19 protein-coding genes are annotated in these 17,116 nt (G+C 32.2%); 9 read left to right on the top strand and 10 right to left on the bottom strand.

Going from position 1 to position 17,116, the window contains the following annotated elements; all coding sequences use genetic code 11:
* From Q1A73_RS01775 to hisG, 4 genes are read right to left on the bottom strand one after another with little or no spacing between them, the layout of a single operon-like run.
* On the bottom strand, nucleotides 1-840 hold the full coding sequence (locus Q1A73_RS01775) for a DUF3667 domain-containing protein (protein ID WP_299600863.1): 840 nt from the start codon (nucleotides 838-840) through the stop codon (nucleotides 1-3).
* Nucleotides 841-881: 41 nt separating this feature from the next.
* On the bottom strand, nucleotides 882-2,171 hold the full coding sequence (hisD, locus tag Q1A73_RS01770; RefSeq protein ID WP_299600861.1) for a histidinol dehydrogenase: 1,290 nt from the start codon (nucleotides 2,169-2,171) through the stop codon (nucleotides 882-884).
* A 45-nt stretch (nucleotides 2,172-2,216) separates the two neighbouring features.
* A complete protein-coding gene (locus tag Q1A73_RS01765; protein ID WP_299600858.1) occupies nucleotides 2,217-2,636 on the bottom strand; it encodes a GNAT family N-acetyltransferase in 420 nt (139 codons plus the stop codon).
* Nucleotides 2,633-3,490 carry an ATP phosphoribosyltransferase gene (gene hisG / locus Q1A73_RS01760; protein ID WP_299600856.1) on the bottom strand — a complete coding sequence of 286 codons (858 nt, stop codon included), beginning with the start codon at nucleotides 3,488-3,490 and terminating at the stop codon, nucleotides 2,633-2,635. Before hisG ends, Q1A73_RS01765 begins: the two co-directional genes overlap by 4 nt.
* A 327-nt stretch (nucleotides 3,491-3,817) precedes the next feature.
* On the opposite strand from hisG, the gene Q1A73_RS01755 reads away from it, so the two are divergent.
* From Q1A73_RS01755 to Q1A73_RS01745, 3 genes are all read left to right on the top strand, one after another.
* A complete protein-coding gene (locus Q1A73_RS01755) occupies nucleotides 3,818-4,729 on the top strand; it encodes an OmpA family protein (RefSeq protein WP_299600855.1) in 912 nt (303 codons plus the stop codon).
* 15 nt (nucleotides 4,730-4,744) lie between these two features.
* Nucleotides 4,745-5,257 (top strand): hypothetical protein, encoded by a 513-nt coding sequence (locus tag Q1A73_RS01750; RefSeq protein ID WP_299600853.1) that lies wholly within the window; start codon nucleotides 4,745-4,747, stop codon nucleotides 5,255-5,257.
* 117 nt (nucleotides 5,258-5,374) lie between these two features.
* Nucleotides 5,375-7,147: a sodium:solute symporter family protein gene (locus Q1A73_RS01745; RefSeq protein WP_299600850.1), complete on the top strand. Its 1,773-nt coding sequence runs from the start codon at nucleotides 5,375-5,377 to the stop codon at nucleotides 7,145-7,147.
* On the opposite strand, the gene Q1A73_RS01740 is transcribed toward Q1A73_RS01745, so the two are convergent.
* The 5 genes from Q1A73_RS01740 to Q1A73_RS01720 form a co-directional block, all read right to left on the bottom strand.
* Nucleotides 7,148-7,774: a hypothetical protein gene (locus tag Q1A73_RS01740; protein ID WP_299600848.1), complete on the bottom strand. Its 627-nt coding sequence runs from the start codon at nucleotides 7,772-7,774 to the stop codon at nucleotides 7,148-7,150.
* Between the two features lie 326 nt (nucleotides 7,775-8,100).
* Nucleotides 8,101-8,916, bottom strand: coding sequence for a prohibitin family protein (locus Q1A73_RS01735; RefSeq protein ID WP_299600846.1), 816 nt, complete (start codon nucleotides 8,914-8,916; stop codon nucleotides 8,101-8,103).
* A gap of 25 nt (nucleotides 8,917-8,941) precedes the next feature.
* A complete protein-coding gene (locus Q1A73_RS01730) occupies nucleotides 8,942-10,972 on the bottom strand; it encodes a VWA domain-containing protein (RefSeq protein WP_299600844.1) in 2,031 nt (676 codons plus the stop codon).
* Between the two features lie 101 nt (nucleotides 10,973-11,073).
* Nucleotides 11,074-11,820 (bottom strand): 3-oxoacyl-[acyl-carrier-protein] reductase, encoded by a 747-nt coding sequence (fabG, locus tag Q1A73_RS01725; RefSeq protein ID WP_299600842.1) that lies wholly within the window; start codon nucleotides 11,818-11,820, stop codon nucleotides 11,074-11,076.
* A 299-nt stretch (nucleotides 11,821-12,119) separates the two neighbouring features.
* Nucleotides 12,120-12,386 carry a hypothetical protein gene (locus tag Q1A73_RS01720; protein WP_299600840.1) on the bottom strand — a complete coding sequence of 89 codons (267 nt, stop codon included), beginning with the start codon at nucleotides 12,384-12,386 and terminating at the stop codon, nucleotides 12,120-12,122.
* Between the two features lie 284 nt (nucleotides 12,387-12,670).
* On the opposite strand from Q1A73_RS01720, the gene Q1A73_RS01715 reads away from it, so the two are divergent.
* The 3 genes from Q1A73_RS01715 (at nucleotide 12,671) to Q1A73_RS01705 (ending at nucleotide 14,425) form a co-directional block, all read left to right on the top strand.
* Nucleotides 12,671-13,648 (top strand): Gfo/Idh/MocA family oxidoreductase, encoded by a 978-nt coding sequence (locus Q1A73_RS01715; RefSeq protein ID WP_299600838.1) that lies wholly within the window; start codon nucleotides 12,671-12,673, stop codon nucleotides 13,646-13,648.
* Nucleotides 13,649-13,766: 118 nt separating this feature from the next.
* On the top strand, nucleotides 13,767-14,228 hold the full coding sequence (locus Q1A73_RS01710; protein WP_299600836.1) for a hypothetical protein: 462 nt from the start codon (nucleotides 13,767-13,769) through the stop codon (nucleotides 14,226-14,228).
* Nucleotides 14,225-14,425, top strand: a complete 201-nt coding sequence (locus Q1A73_RS01705; RefSeq protein WP_299600834.1) for a helix-turn-helix transcriptional regulator — start codon at nucleotides 14,225-14,227, stop codon at nucleotides 14,423-14,425. The genes Q1A73_RS01710 and Q1A73_RS01705 overlap by 4 nt, the downstream gene beginning before the upstream one ends.
* Before the next feature lie 55 nt (nucleotides 14,426-14,480).
* Here Q1A73_RS01705 and Q1A73_RS01700 read toward each other — a convergent pair whose 3' ends face one another.
* Entirely contained in the window at nucleotides 14,481-15,320 is an 840-nt protein-coding gene (locus Q1A73_RS01700) for a DUF2911 domain-containing protein (protein ID WP_299600832.1), read from the bottom strand.
* A 127-nt stretch (nucleotides 15,321-15,447) separates the two neighbouring features.
* Here Q1A73_RS01700 and Q1A73_RS01695 point away from each other — a divergent pair, with 127 nt between their 5' ends.
* The 3 genes from Q1A73_RS01695 (at nucleotide 15,448) to Q1A73_RS01685 (ending at nucleotide 17,105) form a co-directional block, all read left to right on the top strand.
* Nucleotides 15,448-16,110 (top strand): MIP family channel protein, encoded by a 663-nt coding sequence (locus Q1A73_RS01695; RefSeq protein WP_299600831.1) that lies wholly within the window; start codon nucleotides 15,448-15,450, stop codon nucleotides 16,108-16,110.
* 72 nt (nucleotides 16,111-16,182) lie between these two features.
* Complete coding sequence (locus Q1A73_RS01690; RefSeq protein ID WP_299600829.1) at nucleotides 16,183-16,539, top strand: hypothetical protein; 357 nt, start codon at nucleotides 16,183-16,185, stop codon at nucleotides 16,537-16,539.
* Nucleotides 16,540-16,610: 71 nt separating this feature from the next.
* Nucleotides 16,611-17,105 (top strand): SRPBCC family protein, encoded by a 495-nt coding sequence (locus Q1A73_RS01685; RefSeq protein ID WP_299600828.1) that lies wholly within the window; start codon nucleotides 16,611-16,613, stop codon nucleotides 17,103-17,105.
* The last annotated feature ends 11 nt before the right edge of the window (nucleotides 17,106-17,116 follow it).

Below are 17,116 nucleotides of genomic sequence, written 5' to 3'. Positions count from 1 at the left end.
TTATTGAAATAACTTAAAGAGAAATACAAATGCAATTGTTATTATTATAATTAGAATGCCGAAAGTTATAGACAAAAGGATCAATACTGCTATAAACTTTAAGAACTTTAAAAAAATTTGTCCAATACTATAATCACCTAATTTTTTATAGGTATAAGAGTAATAAAAGATGACAACTAAAGAACTTACCATGTATATGTAAGGTGAAGTAATTAATCCAAGCAAAAAGAAGAGCGTTCCTGAAAATAATGCTAATCCTAATAAATAGGAGTTAATTACTAAATGTTCTCCATAATTATATTTTTTCTTTCCAAATACTAAGAATGATAATAAGGCATAGAAAGGAATCATTAGAAAGGCAATAAAGTTGAAATATTTAAGCATAAAGTTTTGAGTTCCTTTATTTATCTCATGTTGCTCTTGTTTGTATTGTAAAAACTGTTCCTGATAAGCCGCCGATTCTTTATCTAATTCAGGTTGTGTAATAGAAAATATTGTTTCATACATTGCCTCATTTTGCGCGGATAACATTAATTCGATATATTTCTCAGAAAAGAAGTTAAACGTAAATGTTGCAACTGCAGTACCAATTACCAGAAACGCAAATGGATTCATATACTTCTTTCTTGTTCCTGAAATATATTCTGAAATAACCTTTTGTGGAGAAGTAACTATACCAATCAATGTTCTAATAAAGAGATTGTCTAGCCCTAGAACATTACTGAAAAAATCACTTTTTAATCCTTTAAAAGTAATTCGTTCTCTTATCACTTTTGCGCCACAAGATTGACAGTAATCTGAATTTTCAGATATGAGATATGAACAATTTCTACAACTCACTAATTTCCAATTTTAGTTTATATTCTTTATAAAATTATTATCTAACCATTTTTCAAACTCTGTAATCGCAAGGTCACTGCATTTTTATGCGCTTGTAAACCTTCTGCTTCTGCCATAATTTCGATAGCATTTCCAATATTCTTTATGCCTTCTTTAGATAATTTCTGAAAGGTCATAGATTTCATAAAACTATCTAGATTTACACCACTATATTGTTTAGCATATCCGTTTGTAGGTAATGTATGGTTAGTTCCGGAAGCATAGTCTCCTGCACTCTCCGGAGTATAATTACCGATAAAAACAGAACCAGCGTTGGAGATATTATCTATGTAATATGCTTCATCGTTTACACATACAATAAAATGCTCAGGACCATATTCATTAATCAATTCTAAAGCTTCCTTATCATTAGCAACATAAATCAATTTAGAATTTGCTATGGCAGCTTCAGCAATTTCTTTTCTTGGTAATACATCACATTGTTTTGCTACTTCTAACTCTACATGCTCTATCAAATCTTTGGAGGTAGATACTAAAATCACCTGACTATCTTTTCCATGTTCTGCCTGACTTAATAAGTCTGAAGCTACAAAAGAAGGATCTGCTGTATCATCTGCAACTACTAACAATTCGCTAGGACCTGCTGGCATATCTATTGCTACACCGAACTTAGTCGCTAACTGTTTAGCAACGGTTACAAATTGGTTTCCAGGACCAAAAATCTTATATACCTGAGGAATCGTTTCTGTCCCAAAAGTCATTCCTGCTATTGCTTGAATTCCTCCTACTTTAAAAATCTTAGTAACTCCACAAAGATCAGCTGTATACAAAATAGCGGGGTTTATTTTTCCTTCTTTATCAGGAGGCGAACACAGCACAATTTCTTTACATCCTGCAATAGTAGCTGGAACTGCTAACATTAAAATTGTAGAAAATAATGGAGCTGTTCCGCCTGGAATATAAAGACCAACCTTTTGAATAGGTCTTTTCTCTTGCCAACAATTAACACCATTTGCAGTTTCAATATAAACCTTATCCGTTTTTTGTGCTGCGTGGAAAGCTTCAATATTAGATTTGGCAATAAGAATAGCATCTTTAAGATCAGATGAGACACTGTTCTTAGCTGTTTCTATTTCTTCCTTACTAACTAAAGTAGTACTAAGAGAAACCTTATCAAACTTCTCTGTATATTTATTAATAGCAAGATCCCCATCTTCCTTTACCTCATTAAAAACATCTAAAACAACGTCCTCAATATCTGCTACCGTTTGAGTTGGTCGTTTTAAAATTTCCGACCACGTACTTTTTTCTGGATTATATATTTTATTCAAAACAATCAATACTTTTTGATCTCTATTAGTAAGAGATATTAATCATTATAATTCTTTCTGAAAATGATATGCAATTTTCTTATACCCTTGATTCTCCCAAAAATTATGTGCTTTTTCGTTACCTAAATAACAATTTAACTCAGAAGCGATGCACCCTTTAGATTTGGCATAATCAAAAATCCAATTCATCAAAAGCTCACCTATTCCCTTTCCTTGATATTCTGGAAGAATAAATACATTATCTGGCTCTACATGTCTCCCAATATAATATTTGGTAAGAAACCACAACCCAGAAATACCAATTAAAGTTTTATCATCATATACACCAACACACTCGTACCCTTGAAGAATCATTTCTGCTAACCTATTTGACAAGATTTCTCTACCGATATTAGGATTGAGTTGTTCTAAAAAAGGAACAATGATTGGGATATTTTCTTTAGGTATAAGAGTGATTGATATCATAATACCATTTTTTCAATTGGACATACCAGAATCCCTTCAGCTCCTTCTGATTTTAATTCATCCAAGATATCCCAAAACTTATTTTTCTCTACCACAGTGTGTATAGAACTCCAACCTTTTTCTGCCAGCGGTAATACTGTAGGACTTCGCATACCTGGTAAAATATCCACAATACGATCGATTTTATCATTTGGAGCATTTAGCAAAACATATTTAGAAGCTCTTGCTTTAAGTACTGCTTGTATTCTGAATTGTAACTTAGCTAATATCTCTTTGCTTTCTTCACTAATCTTAGGAGAAACCGCTAAAACTGCTTCAGAAGTAAGCATAACCTCTACTTCTTTTAGATTATTCTTGAATAGTGTGCTTCCGCTAGACACTATATCACAAATTGCATCAGCTAGACCGATATTCGGCGCTATCTCTACCGAACCTGAAATCTGGTGGAGATCAGCAGAAACACCTTTCTCCTTTAAATATTCAATGACAGTATTGGGATAAGAAGTAGCAATTCTTTTTCCTTCCAAATCCTGAATAGAATTATACTCCATATCCTTTGGAACCGCAAGTGATACTTTGCACTTAGAAAAATTTAATCTCTCCGCAATATCAATATCCTTTCCTTTCTCTACCAATACATTTTCACCGATAATAGCAATATCCACTACTCCATCTCTTAAATATTGTGGAATATCTCCGTTTCTAAGAAACATAACTTCCATAGGGAAATTTCTAGTGGCTGCCTTCAATTGGTCTTTTCCATTATCTATGGAAATTCCACAATCTTTAAGGATCTGAACCGAATCTTGGTTTAATCTTCCACTTTTTTGAATAGCAATTCTAATTTTTGACATGTTTTTGTTGTTGTGTTTGGTCAGTTCAAAACAAGTTTAAACAAAAAACCCGTTTGACTTTGCTCAAACGGGTTACTATATATGATTCACTTTTACACATATCAACTTACCACGCTTGGGCGGAAATGTAAGAATGATGATGATGTAAAAGTATGTTTTTCATTTTTTCTAAATCTGCAGCGAATTTATAAAAAAAAAGTTTTACTCAAAATGTATTTCAGCTTAATTTTTTGCAATTCATCTTTTTTTGATGCATAAATCATTCTGCTTTAACAGATTAATTAAAACATTTCATAAATTTAAAAGAGTAATACTAATCATCAACCTATGAGAAATTTAATTTCCTTTTTAATTTTTATCCTATTTGCATTACTGGCCATGTGGTGGTACTATTCCTGCCCTATCTGTTTAGGAGATAGAGATAGTAATTCCACCATTGTCAAACAAATAGATCCTGAAGCAGAAGCCAAAGCAAAAAAAGCATACGAAGACAGTATTGCTTTAGCTAATGGATTATATGCATTAGATATCGACAACAACGATATCTTCAGGTATCCTGCCAATCTTCAAATTAACAATTCTAATCTCGATGTATTCATTCCGGAAAAACTAAAAGGTTTTGAATCTAAAATAGCTGATTATATAGGACAACATCAAGATCAGGAATTAATTATATACGGTTATGAAACTTCTGCCGAAAAAGAAGCTGATAGCCTTACAGGTGTTTCCAGAGCTAATTTTATTAAGAATATTTTGATTGATGCAGGAATTAATGGTGATCGTCTTGTTTCTAAAGCAAAATTACAAGAATACTCTTATGATGAAAATGGAAAATATAATGGTGGAATTCTTTTAAACTTCCATACACTAGATACATCTAGATTAAAAGAAGTAGAAAAAGGTATTGCCAATAAAACATTGTATTCAGATTTTGGGTCAAAAGAATTCAAACCGGATGCAACCCTTGCAAATTATGCGCTCGAGTTAAAAAGTTATCTTACCAAATACCCAGCTAAAAAAGTGTTGATCACTGGACATACAGACGATATTGGTGATAACAAATCCAATCAGTACTTTGGGTTAAAAAGAGCTGAAAATGTTAAAAAGTACTTCATCTCTCAAGGGATCTCTGCAGAAAAGCTTTCTTCTAAATCCAAAGGAGAAACAGACCCTATCGTTCCTAATGATAGCGAAGAAAACAGAGCAAAAAATAGAAGAATAGAAATAACTGTAAACTAAATACCAACGATAACAATGTTAGATTTTTTAAACGAAGCAAACTGGTGGTGCCTATTACTATTATTATTAATCGCTTTCCTTTTAGGATGGTTATTATCTAGGTGGTCACTTAAAAATAAATACCAAGAAGAATTAGACAAATGTCTAAAGGAAAAGGAAAAACTTAGAAATGGAAGTTATAAAAAAGCTAATACTACATTCTCTCAACCAATTCCTGTAGAAGCGCCTAAAGCAATTGAAACAACAGATATAAAGGTTGAAACGGAAGCTGTTGAAAAACCAAAATTAAATTTCGAAAGTTTCGGTAAAGCTGATGAAACTCAAAAAGATGATCTGAAAAGAATAAGTGGCGTTGGTCCTTTTATAGAGAAAAAACTAAATAGTATTGGAATATTTACTTTTGATCAAATCAGTAGGTTTACCAAAGAAGATATCGAAACAGTTACCGAACTGATTCAGTTCTTCCCTGGTCGAATAGAACGGGATAATTGGACCGATCAAGCAGAAAAACTAAAAAATCAGAAGTAATATAAATTACCTCTAATCAATATTTGCCTTTAAGCGATGAACGCTTAAAGGCTTTTTTTTGAAATAAAGAATAATAAAAAGTGTTAGATTTACGTGATCTAATTAACGCTCTATTATATGTCATTATCTACCTTAGATTGGATTATCATTATTTCATTCTTTATTGTTTTTGCTATCATTGGTATTGCTGTTTCCAAAAAATCAGGTAAAAGTGCTAGCGAATTTTTCTTATCCGGACGTAACATGCCTTGGTGGTTATTAGGCATTTCTATGGTAGCTACCACATTTTCTGCGGATACTCCAAATTTGGTAACAGACATTGTTAGACAAAATGGAATTTCAGGAAACTGGGTTTGGTGGGCATTTTTATTTACTGGAATGCTAACTGTATTCGTATATGCTAAATTATGGAGAAGATCAGAAGTACTAACCGATTTGGAATTTTACGAAATTAGATATAGCGGAAAAGCTGCCGCCTTTCTAAGAGGTTTTAGAGCTATTTATCTAGGTGTCTTTTTTAATATCATGATCATGGCATCTGTGTGTCTTGCAGCTATAAAAATTGGTGGTATTTTATTTGGACTAGCGCCTTGGGAATGTGTATTATATGCTTCTATCATCACTGTAATTTACAGTGCATTAGGAGGGCTAAGAGGTGTGATTTTTACAGATTTTCTTCAATTTATTGTGGCAATGATAGGATCAATTGCAGCAGCTTATTATCTTATTAACCTTCCTGAAGTTGGAGGATTATCTAATTTGTTAGCACATGAAAATGTAAGTCCTCAGCTTAATTTTTTACCCGACTTTAATGACTCCAATTCTCTTATAACGCTATTGATAATACCATTAGCTGTGCAATGGTGGAGCGTTTGGTACCCTGGTGCAGAACCCGGTGGTGGTGGCTATATAGCGCAAAGAATGCTCTCTGCCAAGGATGAAAAAAATGCTATCGGTGCTACCCTGCTATTTAATATTGCACACTATGCCTTGCGTCCATGGCCATGGATCCTAATTGCTTTAATTTCATTAGTAATTTTTCCAGAATTAACCTCCATACAACAAGCTTTTCCTAATGTAGACTCTGGAATCATTGGACACGACCTTGCATATCCAGCAATGTTAACCAAATTACCAGCTGGTTTATTAGGGCTAGTTGTAGCTTCGTTAATTGCTGCGTTTATGAGTACTATTTCTACCCATCTTAACTGGGGATCTTCATATATCGCTATTGATTTTTACAAACGCTTTATGAACCCCAATGCCAGTGAAAAAAAGCTAGTTAAAGTTGGACGTGTAAGTACCATAGGCCTTATGTTATTTGCAGCATTAATTGCATTGGCTCTAGAAAGCGCATTAAGTACTTTTAAAATACTATTGCAAATTGGCGCGGGAACAGGCTTAATTTTTATTCTAAGATGGTTTTGGTGGCGTATAAATGCCTACAGCGAAATAACTGGGATGATCGTTTCATTTATTATTGCACTTTGGTTTGAATTTATCCATGAGCATATATTTGGTTCTCGTTTAGAAGGATATCAAGAATTAGTAATCGGAGTAATTTTAACAACAATAAGTTGGGTAGCCGCTACTTTACTAACCAAACCCACTGAAAATGAAACACTGATTAAATTTTATAATAAAGTAAAACCTTTTGGTACTGGATGGAATGGTTTTAAACAAAAAGTAAGAACAGATAATATTGAGTTAGATGATAGTTCGGATAAATTTACAATTGATCTAGCGTCTATGTTATTAGGTGTATTGCTTGTATATTGCTCTCTATTTGGTACTGGATATCTTATTTATGGTAATCTCATTGGTGCCCTGATATTATTTACTATTACAGCTGTAGCGGTAATTGTTCTTTTAAAAATAAGAAGGAAATGATTATAGTTCTAAATAATAAAGTGCTTCCACATATTTATTAGAAGACTCTTCTGCGTCTTTTTTAGACGTGATTTCTTTTACTACACCCGCTATTTTCATTTGTCTTTCTGGAAGTTTCTTGAATTCCTTAGAATGCGCAATGATACAACTTGTGGAGGAATTGATATCTGATATTTCATAAACATTGTAGGTATCTATGATAGGAATCATACTAAAAGTTGTTACTTTTCCAGCTACAATGGGAACCATTATAAAACCATTAAAATTTGATTTGGAAGCAATCTTTTTGGGTATTCCCGTGATGATCACATTTGATGATAACTCGATCGACTCCATCTCCTTAGCATCTATAACTTCCCTGGTTTTATGTGAATTATAAATCAATTGTAATTCATCTGACAAATACGATATTACTTTGTTTCTATCAGAAACTTCTAATTTAGAAGTCGCTACATCCAGAAATAAAATCATTTTTTGTTTATCATTAAACAAGCCAGAAACCTTACCCAATTCGGCAGTAGAGATCACACCATCCTCTGCTTTCGTTAGTATATTGTAAAATCTTCCTCCATTATCTAAGGATTTAATTGCTTCTTCAAAATTATCAAATGGAACTATCTTTCTCATTAAATCAACAGATTACAGATGAAGAAAGTTATATAACAACTTTCCAATAAATTCTCCAAAACAGTATAGCAAACCTACAACTATTAAAGACACATATAAAAACGTAAACAATCGTTTCTTTTTGCCATTCTTTTCATTTTCTAAAGAAAGAAAACCAGCAAAACTCAATAAAGCAAAAAACATATAGTTCATAGTATAATCTTGTTTTATTTATAAGTATCTAAATGATCCAAAATGTTACAAAGTTAAAAACCCATCTTACACTTAGTTGAAAGATGGGTTTAAAAAGTTTGTAGTTACCTAACCGCAATAAATTCTGTTATGTTTTACTGATTTCCAAGAATTAAAGGCATACCATCCTTCCCAGATCCTACTACAACAACTTTCGCATTAGGAGATTTTGCTAATTGTAATGTAGCTTCGATTCCTTTTTCCTTTAAAATTTTATCTGTTAAAGAAGCACTAAGAATCTGGTTGGCTACCGCTTTACCTTCTGCATCAATCTTTTGTCTCTCCGCCTCTTTTTTAGCTTTCTCTAATCTAAACTCATACTCCAACGCTTCTTGCTCTTGCTTTAACTTTCTTTCTATCGCTTCTTTAATTGTCGGAGGTAAAGTAACATCACGTACTAAAACTTCATTTAACTGAATATACTGATCTCCAACAATCTTTTTAGTTTCTTCGAAAATTTCTTTTTGAATCGCATCTCTTTTACTAGAGTACAACTGTTCTGGTGTGTATCTACCTACTACACTACGTGCTGCAGAACGAATTGTTGGAAGTAATACTCGCTGTACATATTCCTCTCCTTTCTGCTGATGCAACAAACCTAATTTCCCATAATCTGGTTGAAACCAAGCAGAAGCATCTAATTTAATCTCTAGACCATTAGAAGATAATACTTGCATTTTTTCAAATACTTCTTGTTGTCTAACTTCGTATACTATTACTTTATTCCATGGCGCTACTAGATGAAATCCCTCTCCTAGTGGTGGTGCATCCGTTACTACTCCTCCTCCAAATGTTTTATAAAGAACTCCAGCCTCTCCAGATCCGATAGTAACTGTTGACTTCGACACAAACACAATAGTTAATACAATGATGATTAGAATAGGTAATCCTATTTTAGGTAATTTTTCCATGATAATTTTTTAGTTTTTTTAATAATTAAATAAGCCCATTATATTTTCTCATAAACCACTCGATACTTAATAGCGCTATGAGTATTGCTAAGAGATATTTCCAATCTACTAAAGATACGATATTTTCCTTGCTCTTCTGAACCGCTTTGTACCTTTCATCTGCCATAAGATCTTGTATCAAAATATCATCTTGATTCATAAAATAAGCCTTTCCATTCGTATTAGTCGCTACTTCAGTAAGTTTTGTTACATCTGCATTTAATAATTGTTGTTCGACATTATAATCCAAAATACTAAAACTCCCTGAACGGCTTATATTTTCTCCAATTACCGAAACCGTATAATCATAATTCCCCGAAGACAAACTACTTAAATCAACTTCATATGAATTATTCTTTAGTAACATAGGAATTGTTTGCGATTGCTCTGTATCTTTGTTTTTTAGACTGATACTAAGATTGCCTCTATTGTCAAATTCATAGTTCTTGGTAAAATATTCCGCCTTTATTTTTATACTGGAATTTCCATAATAAAAAGATTCTGCAATCGTATTAAGTCTACTTTTTTTCTTGTTAGAAGCAAGATATTGAATTAGTTTACCCAAGAATTCATCAAAAGTTTCGAAACTCTTTGTATCCAAATAAGATTGTGCTCTCCATCTCCAAATACCTTCTCCAAACAAAACTGCTTCTCTGGTACCATTATCTTCTACAGTTGCCAGTAAGGGTTCTTCGGTACTGATATTACTTATATTTCTATGAAGTACCACATCATAAGAAGAATTCATGGCAATTTCTCCAAACGTTCCTATTAATGGTGGATAACCACCGAAACCAATATCATCTAATAAAAAAGTTCCGTAATTATTATTAAATCTTGGAAGATAATACTCCGTTTGCCTCGTAATTTCCTGCTTATATAAATTTTGGGCTTTGTTTAAAAATACCCAATCTGTTTTAGATCCAGTAACAGTAAAGTGATTTTTCTTAGCATCTGTTATCTTCTTATAAACACTGCTAAATCTTGTATTAGGTTGATATAAGATTATTAACTGATAATCTTCTATATCTCGAACTTCTGCTGGCTTAAGGATCGTGATACTTCTTCTCTCGTTACTTTCTACACTCTTTTTTATAGCTCCAAGATCTGGATGTGTCATATCACTAACCAAAAGAATATTTGTTTTTTGATCAATTACCTCTACTGCAAAATCTTTGTTATTATTAATAACATTCTTTTCATTTTCTAACGGCACCAATCTTGCGGTATATTGCAAAACCCCAGCTTTAGAAGCTCCTAACGTTAAATTTATAATTTCGGAATTATTATCTTTAGAAAAAGAAACTGGCTGAGAATAAATTGTATTCTGACCTGATTTTATTTCAAATTTTGTGGATACATTATCTATGCCTGAGTAAGTAAGAATTACTTCAACTGGGAATCTATTCTTCAAATAAGAATATCGATTTACGTTTAATTGTTGAATTTTAGTATCTACAACTTTTGCCGTATCTCCAACAATTACTGGAAAAACCTGTTGTTTATAAGTTTTACTACTGAATTGGTAATCTGCTCCATATGTTTGATTACCATCGGTCACCAAAACTGTTGGTGCATTGGAGTTTTTATAAATCTGATCTAAATTTCCAAGAGCATTCGAAATATTTGTTTGTTTTTTATCGAAATTCAAATTCAATGTATCTTCTAAACGATCTGAAAAAGTATAATACTTTATACTAAACCTATCTTGAAGTTCTTCCGAATTTTGAAATTTATCAACAAGTTCAATAACCGGTTTATTTTGACTCAAATGTTTTATAGAGGATGAATTATCTACCGCAATGATCAAAGAAGGTTTTTCGATATAGCTCGATTTTTTGCGAAACGTAGGGTTGATTAATAAAATCAACAGTGTAAACACACTTAAAAAACGTAATAAAGCAAAAAACAGATGCTTTTTTGTTCTGTTTTTTGCTTTATAAATATACTGAAATATAGAAATAATTAGTGCAATTATTCCTGCTGCGATAATCAATCCTATATTATGTATCTGCATTCTTTTTTGTTACAATCTTAAAATTTAAGATTTCATATTTCAAAACGAAAATTAATCAGATTTAATTTAAAAGATCTTAAACTTATTAAAAAACTGAAGATTTAGGTTAACATACCACCATCTACATTTAGTACTTGACCCGTAACATATGCACTTAAATCACTAGCTAAAAATAGACAAGCATTTGCAATATCTTCTGGAGAGCCACCTCTTTTTAGTGGGATTGCTTTTCTCCATTCATCTACCACCTTATCATCTAACTTTCCAGTCATTTCCGTTTCGATAAATCCAGGAGCAATTACATTACTTCTAATATTTCTAGATCCTAATTCTAACGCTACCGATTTCGAAAATCCAATGATACCTGCCTTAGAAGCAGCATAATTAGCCTGACCTGCATTTCCTTTAACTCCAACAACAGAACTCATATTAATAATACTTCCTTTACGTTGTTTAAGCATTGTACGCTGAACCGCTTTGGTCATATTAAAAACACTTTTTAGATTTATTTCGATTACTTTATCGAAATCCTCCTCGCTCATCCTCATCAATAAGTTATCCTTTGTAATCCCAGCATTATTAACTAACACATCAATACTTCCGAAGTTTTCTAATACATCTTTAACCAAACTTTCTGATTGTTCAAAACTTGCAGCATTACTCTGATAAGCCTTTGCTTTAACTCCTAAATCGTTTAATTCTTTTTCTAATTCTGTTGCAGCATCTACTGAAGAACTAAATGTAAATGCAACGTTAGCACCATTTTTTGCAAAAACCTGTGCAATTCCTTTACCAATACCACGTGTAGCACCTGTGATAATAGCAGTTTTACCTTGTAAGAGATTCATTCGCTCTGTAATATTTTTTTGGTATCACATATCATATCGCTATAATATGCCTGATTTGTGTTTTCAAATATAAGAATAACTCTCAGGCATACAATAATAAAAACATTGATTTATACAGGGTTTTGAGCATATAATATGATCTCTAAAACACATTAAAGCTCCAATACTTTACTTCATTCTATTTAGAGTACTGAATATCTTGGGGTTAACAAACTTCATTATGCAGCTGCTTAAATAAAATAAAAAACCTTGATCTTTCATAGATCAAGGTTTTAAAAAAATCATATTTGAACTTATAATCAATGATGCGCAACTGCTTCTGATCGATAAGAAGATAAATCCTTCTGAAACGCATTATAAGTTTTCATTACTCCAAAAATCTCATCTCCTACCTCTTTTGATAATCGACCGGCATCTTTTAGCAAATCTGTGGTATTCATTAACGTTTGTGATAACTTGCGACCGTTATGGTCTAATTCTAAATACTGTTGATGCATATCTGGAGTGCATGGCTCGCAACGGTAAGAGTGTAAATCAGAAAGCATAGCGGAAAGCTCTTCTTTCATTCTGCTCAACCTGAGGGTATGCTTTTGACGATTTGGAGAGAGTGTTAAAGTAATGTCATTTTCCATAATGGTTTGGTTTTAAAAGTGAGTGTTTTAAATTTACCAATAAATATGAAAAGATCAAAAAAATCCAGCATTACAGCTTTATGTTTTATGTTTTTGTTAAACATTTAAACAAATTGCAAATAAATTATTATTAAATCTCTAAAAAAATATAAAAATGATAATTTAATTAAGGGAAAATCCCCTTAATTAAATCAAAAAGTCATCTATTTAATAAGACAATGAATTCTAACAAAATATATAATTGGGGTATTTTAGGCTGTGGTAAAATAGCCCATAAATTTGCTCAAGATCTACAAAGTATTCCTAATGCAAAATTACAAGCCGTAGCCAGCAGAAATATAGAAAAAGCAAAAGATTTTGGAGATACTTATCAAACACCAACCCACTATGGAAGTTATATTGAACTTGCCAAGGATACCAAAATTGACATCATATATATTGCCACTCCGCATGTATTTCATTACGAAAACACTATGATGTGTCTTAATGAAAAAAAAGCGGTTCTATGTGAAAAACCTTTCGCGATGAATAAAGCTCAAGTCTCTGAAATGATACAAATGGCTAAAACGCAAAATACATTTCTGATGGAAGCACTTTGGACATACTTTTTACCACATTATGAATTTGTTTTGCAAACTTTAAAAGGGAATCAGCTAGGTAAAATTAAGTCTCTGAAAGCTGATTTTGGATTTGCTAGCACGTTTGATCCTAATAACCGAATATTTAGAAAAGAACTAGGAGGTGGCAGTTTATTAGATGTTGGGATATACCCATTGTTCGCAGCTTTAAGCATGATTGGAGTTCCAGAAAAAATCAAAGCTTCTGCCAATTTTGGAGAAACTGGGATAGATGAAGATTGCAATATGACGCTTCATTACAAAAACAATGTATCCGCTGATCTATTTTCTTCTGTTATTCAAAAAACTGAAACAAAAGCTTTTATCCAACTAGAGCATGGAAGTATTATAATAAATAGTCGTTTTCACGAACCATCTTCTGTCACCATTATTAAAAATGGAAATTCCAAACTGTACGAATTTCCAGTAGTAACTAATGGATATAGTTATGAGGCGATTCACGTACATAATATGTTAGAAAGAGGAAATATAGAAAGTACAGTAATGTCTTTTGAAAAAAGCCTACACCTTATCGAATTACTAGATAAAATTAGAAAAGAAATCAAACTGGAATACTAACCATTCGATTTTTACAAAAAACCACAAAACATTGTAATTATTTTACTTTTTGTAAAGTTTATTTTACATTTAGTAAAAAAAATCATACTTTTGAAATATTAATCAAAAATCGAACAAGATGAAATATTTATTATCAAACAAGTTTAAAAAACCAGGATGGTTACTCTTCATTATTGGAAGTATTGCGGGAATTTATCTTCAACCACAGGGATTCGAATCAGATCAAATGAGGACTTCTGTTATTTCCTTATTTCATTATGATTCTTTTGAAAAAGAAAAAAATGGTATTATAAGAATCATAGAAAATGACATTTTAGACGAACTTATTATCGCTTTTATTATCATAGGAGGATTGCTGATTAGTTTTTCTAAAGAAAAGATAGAAGATGAATTTATTGCAAAAACAAGACTAGACTCTCTAGCTTGGTCGATTATTGTAAACTATTCTTTGCTCCTATTGTTAACTATCTTTATTTATGACATGAAGTATTTTCATGTATTAATTTATAACATGTTTACTCCACTGCTTATTTTTATTGTTAGGTTTCACTACGTTATCTATAAAAACAATAGATCATGAAAAATAAAATCAAAATTGAGCGAGCTATTCATGATTTCACTCAAGCTAATTTAGCTGAAAAAATTGGAGTAAGTAGACAAACCATAAATGCTATGGAAAAGAACAAGTATGTACCTTCTACTGTTTTAGCGCTAAAAATAGCGAAGCTATTTGGAAAACCAGTAGAAGAAATATTCTTTTTAGACAGTGATGATTAAAAAAAGCGCTCTGAGTTTCAGAGCGCTTTTCCATTTGTGTGAAAAAAAAGAGTGTTTATTTAGCTCCCCACTCTGCAAGGGAATCTTTATTTAGTTTTACGTAATCCGCATTATTTGCTTTCTCTGCTAATTGTAACGAAGTTTTAGCAGCTTTTATTGCCCCAGCCTTATCTCCGCTCTTGGCTAATATTAAAGAATGTTGTCTGTGATACCAGAAAGCATCCGCTCTTCCAGCTACTGCTTTTTCAATATGTGTTTTTGCTTTTGCAATGTCTCCTGTTTCTTTATAAAAGACAGCCGCTTGATAATGATCATTAGCAGAAGGACCTGCCATAATCTTTTCTATACTCTCTGTAGCTTTTTTCTTTGTAGGAACTTCTAACTTTATAGCCGCTTCAGTATTCTCCCATAAAATATTAATTAAAGCACTATCCATCGTAAAATCACTTAACATGATAGTAAATGTTTCTACGTTCATAGGAATCTTAGTCGCTTTTACTTTTACAGTAGCAGCTACTTTACTATCATCCCATTGGCGCGGTGTACCCCAGTTATTAGCATCACTATAAAAGATAACTTCCCAGCTGTCTTTTCCTGGTTTGGTGAAAATAGCGTAAGTACCTTTTTTAAGGTCTGCTCCTTCCACTTTTACATCATCACTAAAAGTTACCTGTGTATTCTTATTGGCACCTGTTCTCCATAATTTATCAAAAGGAACTAAGTTTCCAAAAATAGTACGCCCTTTCATGCTAGGACGAGAATATTCGATAGCTACATCAGTTAACCCAACAACTTGCTCAATTTTTGATAAAGGACTTGGCTGTGGAGTTTCTACCTGCGCTTTTACACCTAATGATAATAAAGCCACAGAAACAAATAAGACGATCTTTTTCATTGTAATTGTATTTAATTTTATTCCGTTAATTAGTATTATTGGTAACGAAAATAATAATTACACATACATTAAGAGTTAACAAAAACTTAAAATAAGGAGTGTTATATTTGCCATCATTTTCAATTGTATGATGCGTAAATATATAGCAGAGATTATAGGAACTTTCACCATGATATTTTGTGGTACGGGAGCAATGACTATTAATGAAGTAACTGGTGGTGATGTAACTCACGTAGGAATTGCTATCACCTGGGGATTGATTGTGATGGCTATGATTTATTCCTTTGGTGACATTTCTGGGGCTCATTTTAATCCTGCGGTTACTGTCGCATTTGCCTTTGCAAAAAAATTTAGTTGGAAAGAAGTCCCTAAATATATTCTAGCGCAATGTATTGGCGCTATCGCTGCCAGTAGTATTTTATTATTTTTATTCCCTGAAAGTGAGTTTCTTGGTGGTACTCTACCATCTTTTGAAGCATATAAAGCATTTGTTTTAGAATTACTCCTTACCTATTTCTTAATGTTAGTCATTATAAATGTATCTACTGGTTCTAAAGAAGTTGGTATGATGGCGGGTATTGCTATTGGTGGTGTTGTACTTTTAGAAGCTATGTTTGCAGGTCCCATGACGAATGCTTCTATGAATCCAGCTAGATCACTCGGACCAGCACTTTTATCAGGACATTGGGAACACCAATGGCTGTATATGACAGCACCAATAATAGGCGCTATTTTAGCTGTTCTAACTTGCAGATTAACAAAAGCTGATAATTGCTGCAACGACTGTTAACCTGATATATCTAAAATCCGGTCGTTTTAAAATTAACTTTATTTAACATATCTTTATTGCTTATTAATTTTTATGCAATTACAAACTACAGATTTTTGTACGATAGAGTTATATGAAAAGTTTGCTATTATAACCGTTAATAATGGAATTACGTTTACTTTGGAAAAAGCTAATATCATTAGAAAGGAACTACGTAGTTTTTATAAAGACAAAAAGTTTGTTTTAATCTCAAACAGACTCAACAATCACGAAGTATCTATTGATGTATACAAACAAGGTCAACTATCAAATATGAAAGGCCTTGCTATTGTTTCAAAAGAAAAAACAGATCGTGATAAAGCTCTTGAAGAGCAAAAACTGTTCGATAAATCATTTGTGTTTTTTGATTGTTTAGAAGAAGCTAAATCTTGGGCTATTTCTTATTTTTAATTTTGTTTAACTTTTTTATTTAAAGAATTAAACAAAATCATTGTACCTTTATCCTAATAAAAAGGTATACAATGAAAATTTATACATTACAGACGAAACAGAATCTTCCGATCTCCTTGCAAGAAGCCTGGGATTTCTTATCTGATCCGAATAATCTAAAGACCATTACACCCGATTATATGGGTTTTGAAATCTTATCCGGAGCTGATAGAAAAATGTATGCGGGACAAATCATACAATATATAGTAACACCTATCGCAGGAATCAAAACCAAATGGGTCACAGAAATCACACATGCTATTGATAAGGAATACTTTGTGGACGAACAACGATTTGGCCCCTATGCTTTATGGCATCATAAACATTTTATTAAAGAAATTCCTGGAGGTGTAGAAATGGAAGATATTATTGATTATAAAGTCCCTTTTGGCATTTTAGGTCAATTGGTACATCCCTTTTTGGTTAAGCCAAAACTAAAAGAGATATTCGAGTATCGTGAGCAAAAGTTAATTGAACTTTTTGGAACCTTCAAGCATAACACAAAACAAGAAACAGCAACAGTTTAAGAATAAAAAAT

The sequence above is a fragment of the uncultured Aquimarina sp. genome (assembly GCF_947492115.1).
Lineage (GTDB): Bacteria > Bacteroidota > Bacteroidia > Flavobacteriales > Flavobacteriaceae > Aquimarina.
The sequence above is the reverse complement of the archived record's forward strand: the minus strand, read 5'-3'. Positions and strand labels throughout refer to the sequence as shown.

Bases quoted from the DNA above. Each gene is read 5' to 3' on its own strand.
- Q1A73_RS01765 (WP_299600858.1), bottom strand. From the start codon at position 2,636: ATGATATCAATCACTCTTATACCTAAAGAAAATATCCCAATCATTGTT.
- hisG (WP_299600856.1), bottom strand. From the start codon at position 3,490: ATGTCAAAAATTAGAATTGCTATTCAAAAAAGTGGAAGATTAAACCAA.
- Q1A73_RS01755 (WP_299600855.1), top strand. From the start codon at position 3,818: ATGAGAAATTTAATTTCCTTTTTAATTTTTATCCTATTTGCATTACTG.
- Q1A73_RS01750 (WP_299600853.1), top strand. From the start codon at position 4,745: ATGTTAGATTTTTTAAACGAAGCAAACTGGTGGTGCCTATTACTATTA.
- Q1A73_RS01745 (WP_299600850.1), top strand. From the start codon at position 5,375: ATGTCATTATCTACCTTAGATTGGATTATCATTATTTCATTCTTTATT.
- Q1A73_RS01740 (WP_299600848.1), bottom strand. From the start codon at position 7,774: ATGAGAAAGATAGTTCCATTTGATAATTTTGAAGAAGCAATTAAATCC.
- Q1A73_RS01735 (WP_299600846.1), bottom strand. From the start codon at position 8,916: ATGGAAAAATTACCTAAAATAGGATTACCTATTCTAATCATCATTGTA.
- Q1A73_RS01730 (WP_299600844.1), bottom strand. From the start codon at position 10,972: ATGCAGATACATAATATAGGATTGATTATCGCAGCAGGAATAATTGCA.
- fabG (WP_299600842.1), bottom strand. From the start codon at position 11,820: ATGAATCTCTTACAAGGTAAAACTGCTATTATCACAGGTGCTACACGT.
- Q1A73_RS01720 (WP_299600840.1), bottom strand. From the start codon at position 12,386: ATGAAAGAAGAGCTTTCCGCTATGCTTTCTGATTTACACTCTTACCGT.
- Q1A73_RS01715 (WP_299600838.1), top strand. From the start codon at position 12,671: ATGAATTCTAACAAAATATATAATTGGGGTATTTTAGGCTGTGGTAAA.
- Q1A73_RS01710 (WP_299600836.1), top strand. From the start codon at position 13,767: ATGAAATATTTATTATCAAACAAGTTTAAAAAACCAGGATGGTTACTC.
- Q1A73_RS01705 (WP_299600834.1), top strand. From the start codon at position 14,225: ATGAAAAATAAAATCAAAATTGAGCGAGCTATTCATGATTTCACTCAA.
- Q1A73_RS01700 (WP_299600832.1), bottom strand. From the start codon at position 15,320: ATGAAAAAGATCGTCTTATTTGTTTCTGTGGCTTTATTATCATTAGGT.
- Q1A73_RS01695 (WP_299600831.1), top strand. From the start codon at position 15,448: ATGATGCGTAAATATATAGCAGAGATTATAGGAACTTTCACCATGATA.
- Q1A73_RS01690 (WP_299600829.1), top strand. From the start codon at position 16,183: ATGCAATTACAAACTACAGATTTTTGTACGATAGAGTTATATGAAAAG.
- Q1A73_RS01685 (WP_299600828.1), top strand. From the start codon at position 16,611: ATGAAAATTTATACATTACAGACGAAACAGAATCTTCCGATCTCCTTG.